Source organism: Streptomyces sp. NPDC001027 (assembly GCF_040299045.1).
Taxonomy (GTDB): domain Bacteria; phylum Actinomycetota; class Actinomycetes; order Streptomycetales; family Streptomycetaceae; genus Streptomyces.
Window position 1 is genome coordinate 1 of sequence record NZ_JBEPBI010000252.1, and the last position, 10,999, is coordinate 10,999.

Annotated in this window: 6 protein-coding genes; 2 read left to right on the forward strand and 4 right to left on the reverse strand. The window is 74.7% G+C overall.

The features are described 5' to 3' along the window. Window positions 1-473 precede the first annotated feature (473 nt). A complete protein-coding gene (locus ABT300_RS36600; protein ID WP_351685348.1) occupies window positions 474-1,274 on the forward strand; it encodes a sugar phosphate isomerase/epimerase family protein in 801 nt (266 codons plus the stop codon). 103 nt (window positions 1,275-1,377) lie between these two features. On the opposite strand, the gene aroA is transcribed toward ABT300_RS36600, so the two are convergent. Then, complete coding sequence (gene aroA / locus ABT300_RS36605) at window positions 1,378-2,637, reverse strand: 3-phosphoshikimate 1-carboxyvinyltransferase (protein WP_351685352.1); 1,260 nt, start codon at window positions 2,635-2,637, stop codon at window positions 1,378-1,380. A 498-nt stretch (window positions 2,638-3,135) separates the two neighbouring features. On the opposite strand from aroA, the gene ABT300_RS36610 reads away from it, so the two are divergent. Then, complete coding sequence (locus tag ABT300_RS36610) at window positions 3,136-4,920, forward strand: glycoside hydrolase family 3 protein (RefSeq protein WP_351685354.1); 1,785 nt, start codon at window positions 3,136-3,138, stop codon at window positions 4,918-4,920. Between the two features lie 89 nt (window positions 4,921-5,009). Here ABT300_RS36610 and ABT300_RS36615 read toward each other — a convergent pair whose 3' ends face one another. The 3 genes from ABT300_RS36615 to ABT300_RS36625 all read right to left on the reverse strand — a co-directional run bounded on the left by ABT300_RS36615 (window position 5,010) and on the right by ABT300_RS36625 (window position 10,835). Then, on the reverse strand, window positions 5,010-6,425 hold the full coding sequence (locus tag ABT300_RS36615; RefSeq protein WP_351685356.1) for a S28 family serine protease: 1,416 nt from the start codon (window positions 6,423-6,425) through the stop codon (window positions 5,010-5,012). A 159-nt stretch (window positions 6,426-6,584) separates the two neighbouring features. After that, on the reverse strand, window positions 6,585-6,998 hold the full coding sequence (locus ABT300_RS36620) for a hypothetical protein (protein ID WP_351685358.1): 414 nt from the start codon (window positions 6,996-6,998) through the stop codon (window positions 6,585-6,587). A 117-nt stretch (window positions 6,999-7,115) separates the two neighbouring features. After that, on the reverse strand, window positions 7,116-10,835 hold the full coding sequence (locus tag ABT300_RS36625; protein ID WP_351685360.1) for an ABC transporter ATP-binding protein: 3,720 nt from the start codon (window positions 10,833-10,835) through the stop codon (window positions 7,116-7,118). Window positions 10,836-10,999 lie beyond the last annotated feature (164 nt).

Genomic DNA, 10,999 nt, shown 5'->3' on the forward strand with positions numbered 1-10,999 from the left:
GCGCCCGCCCCCCCGCCCGCGGCCGGGACTGCGCCGGGCCCGGGCGGGGGCCGCGCCCCGGCCGGGCCGGGGCCGGGACGGGACGGGGCCGGGACGGGACGGGGCCGGGGTGGGGCCGGGACGGGCCGGGGCCGGGACGGGACGGGGTGGGGCCGGGACGGGCCGGGTGGGGCCGGGACGGGCCGGTCCGGGGCCGGGACGGGCCGGGGCCGGGACGGTCCGGGGCCGGGACGGGCCAGGGTCGGGGCCGGGCCAGGGTCGGGGGCGGGGTCGGGACGGGCCAGGGTCGGGGTCGGGACGGGCCAGGGTCGGGACGGGACGGCCGGGGTGGGGGTCGGGGTGGGGTCGGGACGGCCGGGGTGGGGTGGGGCCGGGGCTGGCTCCCGAGGGGGCGGGGCGGCGCCGGGCGACGCCTCGACGGCCGTATGTCCGGCTTACTGGACCCCGCCCCGGGTCCGGGTGAGAGTGGGGGCATGAAGTTCGCCTTCTCCACCCTCGGTGTTCCCGGTCTGCCCCTTTCCCAGGTGCTGCGGCTCGCGGTCGCGCACGGCTATCACGGCGTGGAGCTGCGCGCCCATCCCGAGGAGCCCGTCCATCCGGGGCTGAGTCCCGACGAGCGGACCGAGACGGCCGCCGCGTTCAAGGCGGCCGGCGTCGAGGTGCTGGGGCTCGCCGGGTACGCGCGGGTCGCCGCGCCGGGGGACGACGACACCGTCGTCGAGGAGATCCGCGCCCTCGCCGGACTCGCCCGCGATCTCGGGGCGCCCTTCGTCCGCGTCTTCCCCGGCGGCGCGGACGGCCAGTCCTCCGCCGAGGCCGACGCCGTCGCCGCCCGACGGCTCGCCGTGGCCGCCGAGTTCGCCGCGGACCTCGGCGTGCGGGTCCTGCTGGAGACCCACGACTCCCATCGCACCGGCGCGGACGCCACCCGGGTGCTCGGCCTCGTCGGGCACCGGCAGGTCGGCGCGCTGTGGGACGTGATGCACACCTGGCTGGGCGGCGAGCAGCCGCAGGAGACGTACGCGGCGCTCGCCCCGTACCTCGGCTACGTACAGGTCAAGGACATCGCGTCGGCGGACGACACCACGCCGCTGGCGCTCGGCGCCGGAGTGCTGCCCCTCGCCGAGTGCGTGGAGGTGCTGACGCGCCACGAGTGGGACGGCTGGCTGTGCTGGGAGTACGAGAAACGCTGGTACGAGACCGCCGCCCCGCTGGAGGGGCTCCTGGACGCCGGACGCGGACACCTCGGACGACTGCTGAACGACTCCGCCTGAGGCGAGGGCGCCGGGGCGGAAGGCGCGGGCGCCCGACCGGCGTGCTCCGGCGCACGCACCCTCTACGGCCGGTCCTCCCGGCCCGGTCCTCCCTGGCCGCGGCTCAGCCGACGCCGTCGTTGCGCAGGGTCTTCGACAGCTGTGCGAACGCCTCGTGGAAACCGGGGAAGGTCTTGCGGACGCAGCCCGGGTCGTCGAACGAGATTCCGGGGACGCGCAGCCCCGTCACCGCGAAGGACATGACGATGCGGTGGTCGCCGTAGGTCTTGACGTCGGCGCCCGTGGGAGCGCCGCCGTGCCCGTCCGGGCGGATCTCGATCCAGTCGGGGCCGGTGACCACCTCGACGCCGAGCCGCCGCAGGTTCTCCGCGCAGGCCTCCAGGCGGTCGCACTCCTTCACGCGCGTGTTCGCCACGTCCTCGATGCGCACCGGGCCCGCGGCGAAGGGGGCGAGCGCGGCGAGGGTCGGCATGGTGTCGGAGATGTCCCGCATGTTGACGGTGACGCCCCGGAGTTCGCCGGTCCCCGCCACGGTCGTGCGGTCCGCGCCGACGTCGACCCGGGCGCCCATCCGCCGCAGCACCTCCACGAAGCCCAGGTCGCCCTGGAGCGCGCCCTCGCCGAGGCCCGGCACGGTCACCTCGCCGCCGGTCAGCGCGGCCGCCGCGAAGAAGTAGCTCGCGGTGGAGGCGTCCGGCTCGATCGCGTAGGTCGTGGCACGGTAGCCGCCTGGCGGGACGACGTACGTGTCCCCCTCGCGCCCCACCTCCACCCCGAACGCCCGCATCATCGCAAGCGTGATCTCCACGTACGGCACGGAGACCAGGTCGGTGACGGTGACGCGCAGACCGCTGCGGGTGAGGGGGCCGAGCAGGAGGAGCGCGGTCAGGTACTGGGAGGACTGGCCGGCGTCCAGCACCACCTGGCCGCCCTCGACGCCGGCCGCCCGCACGGTCAGCGGGTGGTGGCCCTCCGCCTCCTCGTGCCGCAGGTCCACGCCGAGGTCGCGCAGGGCGCGGGTGAGCGGGAGGAGGGGGCGGCGGCGCATCTGCGGGGAGGCGTCGAAGCGGTACACGCCGTGGCCGGCGGCGGCCAGGGCCGGCAGGAAGCGGGCGGTGGTCGCGCCGTCCCGGCAGAAGACGTCCGCCTCGGCGAGCGCCGGTCCCTGCGGACGGCCGTCGATCTGCCAGGCGTCCGGCGTCCGGCCGACGCGGTAGCCGAGCCGCGTCAGGCCCTCGGCGAACCCCTCGGTGTCGTCGGAGCGGAGCGGGCGCTGCAGCGTGGTGACGCCGTCGGCCGCCGCGGCCAGGAACAGGGCGCGGGCGGTGATGGACTTGGAACCGGGGATGTCGACGAGGACCATGCCCCTCATGATCCCGCGCGGCTCGCCCGCGACGCCGGTACGTCCACGGGATGGACGGGCGTCGAGACGGTTCCCTCCAGGTGAACAGCCGGATCGGCGGGGGCCGGGCGAAGGCCGACCGGGCTCCAGCGGCGCGGGGGGCGTCGGCTCGTGGGACCGCCGGCCCTCGGCGGGCCCGTCGTCGCAAACGGTCCGCCGCCCGGCCGTTGGGAAGGCCTTCAGGCCCCCGGCCCCCGCGGCCCGACGGTGGGAGGGCCCCCTCAGACCTTCCGGCCCCCGCCGCCCGGGCGGGGGCCGGAGGCGCCCTCAGCCCCCCGGCCCCGACGCCCGGCGGTGGGCCCTCTCGTCCGGGGCGCCGTCGCGCGGTGCGGGGGCTTCCTCCGGCTCCCGCCCGGCAGTCGTCGGCGCGTCTTCGTCCAATGCGCCGAGGGCGGGGGCCGCGCGGGTAGCGTGCGCCACCGGTCCCCACTCCGCCGTCCCCCACCGGAAGGAGCGCCGATGCCCTCCCGACGCACCGTTCTCGCCGCCACCGCCGGCGTCACCGCCGCGCTCGCCGTCGGCGGTCCCGCGCACGCGGACGAGCGCCGGCCGCGTGCCCTCCTCTCCCGTATGACGCTGGAGGACAAGGTCGGCCAGGTCTTCGTGTCGCGGGTGCACGGCCACTCGGCGACCGCCCCCGACCCGGCCGACGCCGAGGCCAACCTCGCCGACTTCGGCGTGCGCACCGGCGCCGAGCTGCTCGCCCGCTACCGGCTCGGCGGCGTCGTCTACTTCGCCTGGGCGCACAACACGCGCGCCCCGCGGCAGATCGCGGACCTCTCCGACGGACTCCAGCGGGCCGCGCTCCGGCAGCCGCGCGGCCTGCCGCTGCTGATCTCCACCGACCAGGAGCACGGCGCGGTCTGCCGGGTGGGCCGGCCGGCGACGCTGTTCCCCGGCGCGATGGCGATCGGCGCGGGCGGGTCCCGTGACGACGCCCGCGCCCTCGGCCGGATCGCGGGACGCGAGCTGCGGGCGATGGGCATCCGGCAGAACTACTCCCCCGTCGCCGACGTCAACGTCGACCCGGCGAACCCGGTGATCGGCGTCCGCTCGTTCGGCGCCGACCCCGCTGCGGTGGCGGGCCTGGTCGCCGCGGAGGCCGAGGGGTATCGCGCGGCCGGGGTGGCGGCGACCGCGAAGCACTTCCCCGGGCACGGGGACACCTCCGTGGACAGCCACACCGGCTTCCCCGTCATCACCCACACGCGTCAGGAGTGGGAGGCGCTGGACGCGGCGCCGTTCCGGGCGGCGATCGCGGCCGGCGTGGACGCGTTGATGACCGCGCACATCGTGGTCCCCTCGCTGGACTCCTCCGGCGACCCGGCCACCCTCTCGCGGCCCGTCGTGACCGGGCTTCTGCGCGAGGAGCTCGGCTTCGACGGCGTCGTGGTCACCGACGCCCTGGACATGGCGGGGGTGCGCACGAAGTACGGCGACGACCGGGTGCCGGTGCTCGCGCTCAGGGCCGGCGTCGACCAGCTGCTCAATCCGCCCCGGCTGGACGTCGCCTGGAACGCCGTCCTGAAGGCCGTCCGGGACGGGGAGCTCGCCGAAGGGCGGCTCGACGAGGCGGTGTTGCGCATCCTGCGGCTGAAGGAGCGGCTGGGGCTGTTCGACGATCCCTACGCCGGCCAGGAGGGGGCCGCCCGGACCGTCGGCGCCGCGGAGCACCTCGCGGCGGCCGACCTGATGGCCGAGCGCACGACGACGCTCCTCGTCAACGAGGGCGGCGTGCTCCCGCTGTCGCCCCGCTCGCACCCCTCGCTGCTGGTCGTCGGCGCCGATCCCGCCTCGCCCACCGGCACCACGGGCCCGCCCACCGGCGTCCTCGCCGCCGCCCTCGCCGCTCAGGGCTTCAGGACGACGACGCTGCCCACGGGCGCGGACCCCTCCGCCGAGACGATCGCGCAGGCCGTCTCGGCGGCGGGCGGCGCGTCCGCCGTGGTGGTCGCGACCTGCAACGTCACGGCGGGCAGCGCCCAAGTAACGCTCGTCGAGCGGCTGTCGGCGACCGACCGGCCGGTGATCGCGGTCGCGGTCCGCAACCCGTACGACGTGGCGCACCTGCCGTCCGTCACGGCGTGCCTGGCGACGTACTGCTGGACCGACGTCGAACTGCGGGCCGCCGCACGGGTGATGGCCGGCGCGGTCCGGCCGCACGGGAGACTTCCGGCGCCCGTGCAGCGGGCGGACGACCCGGCACGCGTGCTGTACCCGATCGGACACGGCCTGACGTACTGAGCGCTGGGCACCGCGCCCCGGGTCCGGTCGGCCGCGCGCACTCGCGTGGGGTGCGCGCGGCCGCGTGGGGCGGCCGGTCCGGGGTGGGGCTACGGACGCAGCGTGGGCTCCCGTTCCATGTCCCGGGCGTCCAGCTTGGGGTCGAACTTCGCGAGCGGCTTCGCCCGGTCCGCCGCCGGCGCCGCGACGCCCGCCCAGTCCAGGATGCGGGCCGTGGCCAGCGCCTTCTGGTCCGCGACCAGAGCAGCCACGTTCGCGCCGTGGTTCAGACCGGGGGCGGTGAAGACGTAGCTGTCCTTCGCGCCCTTGCCGAGTCGGAACCGCTCCGAGCCCCAGGGGTCGTTCTGGCCGTAGACGAAGAGCATGTGCCGGGCGTTGTGCTTCACCCACGTGTCGACGTCCCGCATCGCCCCCGGACGGAACGTCATCGGGATGTCGCGGGGGACGAAGTCGCGCGGCGGCTGGTAGCCGTAGCGGATGTACTTCTTCTCGATGGCCGGGAAGTGGATCGTGGGGGCGCCGAGCTGGGTGCCCGCCTGGTAGTAGTACGGCGTGTACGTGGCGAGGCCCTGGTCGGTGTAGGCGGAGAAGCCGGAGATCGCGTCGACCGAGTCCCAGATCTCGTCGTCGGTCGCGGTGGCCGCCTCCGCCGGGATCGAGGCGCAGTCGGACAGCAGGCTGTACTGCCAGAAGCCCCAGACGTAGTCGAGGACGACCGCCTCGTAGGCGCGGTCCAGGCTGCCGATGGTGGTGAAGGTGTAGCCGTTCGCGGCCGCGTCCGCCGCGTACCTGCGCTCCAGCGGCTCCCGGCGCACCAGCGCCTCGCGCTGGACGGCGTTCAGCCGGTCGCGGCACTCCTTCGTGCCGACGGAGGCGAAGAAGCGGTCGTAGGCCGAGTCCTCGTGGTCGACGACGTCGTTGGGGGCGACGTAGGCGACCACGCCGTCCATGTCACGGGGGTAGAAGCGCTCGTAGTAGGTCGCCGTCATGCCGCCCTTGGAACCGCCCGTGGCGAGCCAGTTCTTCGTGTAGATCTTCTTCAGCGCCGCGAAGACGCGGTGCTGGTCGCTCGCGGCCTGCCAGATGTCCAGCTTGGACCAGTCGGCGGGGGCGGGGCGGGAGGGGGTGAAGTAGCGGTACTCCAGGGAGACCTGGTTGCCGTCCACGATCTGGGTGGGCTCGCGGCGGCCGGGGTTGACGGAGACGTTGTAGCCGCTGGTGTAGAAGACCGTCGGGCGGCTGACGTCCTTGTGCAGCACGGTGACGCGCTGCTGGAAGACGCCCTTGGAGGGGTGCCGGTGGTCCACCGGCTGGGTGAAGTTCAGGACGAAGAAGCGGTACCCGGGGTACGGCTTCTCCTCGATCAGGCTGACGCCCGGGATCGCGAGCAGCCGGTCCTTGATGTCGGTGGCCTCCGGCGTGGGGGCGGCGGTCGCCGCCCCCGCCGTGCTCAGCGTGCCTATGAGCACCGTGAGCGCGAGCAGCCATCTGAGCGCCTTGCGCATGCGCGTGCACCCTCCTTGTGAGACAGATGTGCGTCGCCGGAAGCTATCGGAGCAACACGGGTCACACCAGAGGGGGTTGACGCATCGGGGCGCGGCGCGGCCGGTGCGCGGGTCAGCCGGGCGCCGCAGGCGCCGGGGTACGGAGAGCCGGTGCGCGGGTCAGCACAGGAACCAGCCCGACCGGTAGGCGATGCCGCCCACCGCTGCCGTCACCCGCACCCGCCGGTGACCGGCGTACGTCTTGGCGATCGGCGAACTGCGTTTGTCCATGCGCGACTTGTGCACGGCGACCAGCCCGCGCGCCTGGACGCTCACCGAGACGAGCCGCTTGACGCCGGGCCGCTTCTGGACGGTGACGGCGCAGACCACGCCGCCGTCCCGGTAGATCAGCACGGAGCCGGTCGAGAAGGACAGGGTGCGCACCTTGCGTCCGGGGCAGGACGAGCCTGCGGTGGCCGCCTGCGCGCTGCCCGGGACGGCGACGGCGAGGATCACGGCCGCGATCAGCACGGCCAGCGCCGCCGTCAGTCTTCGGACCGTCGCGCTCCGAGCGCGTACCGCACCTGTGACCACGGCCTTGGCCCCCTCCCGCGTCCGCCGTACGCGACGGCCGGCTGTCTGCCGCGGCCGCGCGTGCGATGCCCGTACTGATGTACGGACGCCCGAGGTGTGCCGATGGTTGCGCGACCGTCACCGGGACGCGCTCACCGGCTCCTCGGGCTCGGCCGCGCCGACGAAGGTGCGCCACAGGCGCGCATAGCGTCCGTCCAGGGCGAGGAGCTCGTCGTGGGCGCCGTCCTCGACGACCCGGCCGTGGTCCATGACCACCACCCGGTCGGCGCGGGCGGCGGTGGTCAGCCGGTGGGCGACCACGAGGGTGGTGCGGCGGCCCGTCAGGCGGTCGGTGGCCTGGTTGACCTGGGCCTCCGTCGCCAGGTCGAGGGCGGCCGTGGCCTCGTCGAGGAGCAGGACGTCCGGGGCGACGAGTTCGGCGCGGGCCAGCGCGATCAGCTGGCGCTGGCCGGCGGAGAGGTTGCGGCCGCGCTCGGCGACCTCGTGGAGGTAGCCGCCGTCGAGCGTGGCGATCATCTCGTGCGCGCCGACCGCCCGCGCCGCGGCCTCCACCTCGGCGTCGGAGGCGTCCGGCCGGCCGTAGGCGATGGCGTCGCGGACGGTGCCCGGGAACAGATACGCCTCCTGGGGGACGACGCCCAGCCGGTGACGGTAGGAGGTCAGGTCGAGGGAGCGCAGGTCCCGGCCGTCCACCGTGACCCGGCCGCCGGTGGGGTCGTAGAACCGGGCCACCAGCTTGACCAGGGTCGACTTCCCCGCGCCCGTCTCGCCGACGAACGCGACTGTCTGGCCGGCCGGGATGCGCAGGTCGATCCCGGCGAGGGCCTCCTCCTCCGTGCCGTAGCGGAAGCGCACGTCCTCGAAGGCGATCTCGCCGCGGAGCGAGCGCACCTCGAGGGGTCGTTCGGCAGACCGCGTGGACGTCGGCTCGCGGAGCAGTTCCTGGATGCGGCCCAGCGAGACGGTCGCCTGCTGGTAGCCGTCGAAGACCTGCGAGAGCTGCTGCACGGGGGCGAAGAACAGGTCGATGTAGAGCAGGTAGGCCACCAGCGCGCCGGTGGTGAGGGTCGCCGCGTCGACCCGTCCCGCGCCCGCGATCAGCACCGCGGCCGCCGCGACCGAGGACAGCAGCTGCACGAACGGGAAGTAGATCGAGATCAGCCACTGGCCCCTGATGCGCGCCCGGCGGTAGCTGTCGGAGCGCTCCGCGAACCGTGCCGCGCCGTCCCGCTCGCGCCCGAAGGCCTGCACGATCCGCAGCCCGGACACCGACTCCTGGAGGTCGGCGTTGACCGTCGACACCCGCTCGCGGGCCAGTTCGTACGCCTTCACGCTGGCCTTGCGGAAGAAGTAGGTGGCGATGATCAGCGGCGGCAGCGTCGCGAAGACGACCAGCGCCAGCTGCACGTCGATCACCAGCAGGGCGACCATGATCCCGAAGAAGGTGACGACCGAGACGAAGGCGGTGACCAGGCCGGTCTGCAGGAACGTCGACAGGGCGTCGACGTCCGTCGTCATCCTCGTCATGATCCGGCCGGTCAGCTCCCGCTCGTAGTAGTCGAGGCCGAGTCGCTGGAGCTGGGCGAAGATCTTCAGCCTGAGCGTGTAGAGGACGCGTTCGCCGGTGCGGCCCGTCATCCGGATCTCGCCGGTCTGCGCGGCCCACTGCGCCGCCACGGCCAGCAGGGCGAGCAGGGAGGCCGTCCAGACGGCGCCGAGCGCCGCCCGGGACACGCCCTGGTCGATGCCGTGCCGGATCATCACCGGCAGCAGCAGGCCCATGCCGGCGTCGAGGGCGACCAGGGCGAGGCTGACCAGGAGCGGCGCGCCGAAGCCGCGCAGCAGCCTGCGCAGGCCGTACGACTCCTCCGGCCGCACCGCCAGCCGTTCGTCGACGCCGGGGGTGTCGGCGGCCGGGGGCAGCGCCTCGACCTGGGCGAGCAGCTCGGGCGTGGCGGGCGTGCCGGACAGTGCCGTGTCCTTCGGCTCGCGGTCGCCGGTCCACAGCCGGGGGGTGACCCCGCGCTCGGCGTCGAACTCGGCGTCCAGCTCGTCGCGGACGGAGGTGTCCTCGCCGGGGGCGGCCGCCTGGGCGTGGCCGGGCGAGACGCCGCCGAGCTCGTCGGGGTCGGTGAGCAGCCGGCGGTAGAGCGCGGAGCGCTCCTGGAGCTCCTCGTGGGTGCCGAGGTCGGCGAGCCGGCCGGCGTCGAGGACGGCGATGCGGTCGGCGAGGCCGAGGGTGGAGCGTCGGTGGGCGATCAGCAGCGTGGTGCGGCCCTGCATGACCTGTGCCAGCGCCTCGTGGATCTCGTGCTCGACGGCCGCGTCGACGGCGGAGGTGGCGTCGTCGAGGACCAGCAGGCGCGGGTCGGAGAGGATCGCGCGGGCGAGCGCGACGCGCTGGCGCTGGCCGCCGGAGAGGGTGAGTCCGTGCTCGCCGACCTTCGTGTCGTAGCCGGCGGGCAGCTCGGCGACGAACCGGTGGGCCTGGGCGGCCCGGGCGGCCGCCTCGATCTGCTCCTGGGTGGCGTCCGGGCGGCCGTAGGCGATGTTGGCGCGGATGGTGTCGGAGAAGAGGAAGGAGTCCTCGGGGACCAGGCCGATCGCGGCCCGCAGCGAGTCGAGGGCGAGCTCGCGCACGTCGTGGCCGCCGATGAGGACCGCGCCTCGGGTGACGTCGTAGAAGCGGGGCAGCAGCAGCGAGACCGTGGACTTGCCGGAGCCGGAGGAGCCGACCACGGCGAGGGTCTCGCCGGGGCGGATCTCGAAGCTGAGGCCGTCGAGGACGGGGCGCTCGGGGTCGTAGCCGAAGGAGACGTCGTCGAACTCGACGGTCGCCGGGGCGTCCGCGGGGAGCGTCTTGGCGCCGTCCTTCATCGACGGCTCGGTGTCGATGAGCTCCAGCACGCGCTCGGTGCCCGCGCGGGCCTGCTGGCCGACGGTGAGGACCACGGCCAGCATCCGGACCGGGCCGACGAGCTGGGCCAGGTAGGTGGAGAAGGCGACGAAGGTGCCGAGGGTGATGTGGCCTTCGACGGCCAGCCAGCCGCCGAGCGCCAGCATCGCGACCTGGCCGAGGGCGGGCACGGCCTGCAGGGCGGGGGTGTAGGCGGCGTTCAGGCGGATCGTGCGCAGTCGCCCCGCGAAGAGCCGGCGTCCCACCTCGCGGAGTTTCCCGGTCTCCTGGTCCTCCTGCCCGAAGCCCTTCACCACGCGTACGCCGCTGACGGCGCCGTCGACCACGCCCGCCACGGCCGCCGCCTGCGCCTGGGCGTACCAGGTGGCGGGGTGGAGCTTGGTCCGGCTGCGCCCCGCGATGTACGCGAGAGCGGGCGCCACCGCGAGAGCGACCAGGGTGAGCGGGAGCGACAGCCACGCCATGATCACGAGGGAGATCAGGAAGAGCAGCAGGTTCCCGATCGTCATCGGGAGCATGAAGAGCAGGCCCTGGATCAGCTGGAGGTCGCTGGTCGCGCGGCCGACGACCTGGCCGGTGGACAGCTCGTCCTGGCGGCGTCCGTCGAGCCGGGTGATCGTCTCGAACATGTCGGTCCGCAGGTCGTGCTGGACGTCGAGGGCGAGACGTCCGCCGTAGTAGCGGCGGACGTAGGTGGAGACGTAGACGAGGACGGCGGCGGCGAGGAGGGCCCCCGCCCAGGGGGCCATGTCACGGGTGTGGTCGCCGATGACGTCGTCGATGATCACCTTGGTGACCAGCGGGACCAGCGCCATCACGGCCATGCCGAGCAGCGAGGAGCCGAGGGCCAGGGCGACGTCCGCAGGGTGGCGCCAGGCGTAGCCCGCCAGCCGTCGTGCCCATCCCCGTTGCTCCCTCACGCCGGTGCCTCCGCTTCCTCGAGCTGACCTGATCTGCCGGAAGGCTCCAACGCCGGGGGATGCGGATTTCATCCCTCCGCAACAATCCTCCCCCGCGGGCGTGCGGGGCGCGCCCGCGGGGGAGACACGTACGGTCGCCGGCCCGTCACCGGGGCGGATCGGTG

Coding starts and splice junctions, on each gene's coding strand:
- ABT300_RS36600 (WP_351685348.1), top strand. CDS start 474: ATGAAGTTCGCCTTCTCCACCCTCGGTGTTCCCGGTCTGCCCCTTTCC.
- ABT300_RS36615 (WP_351685356.1), bottom strand. CDS start 6,425: ATGCGCAAGGCGCTCAGATGGCTGCTCGCGCTCACGGTGCTCATAGGC.
- ABT300_RS36610 (WP_351685354.1), top strand. CDS start 3,136: ATGCCCTCCCGACGCACCGTTCTCGCCGCCACCGCCGGCGTCACCGCC.
- aroA (WP_351685352.1), bottom strand. CDS start 2,637: ATGGTCCTCGTCGACATCCCCGGTTCCAAGTCCATCACCGCCCGCGCC.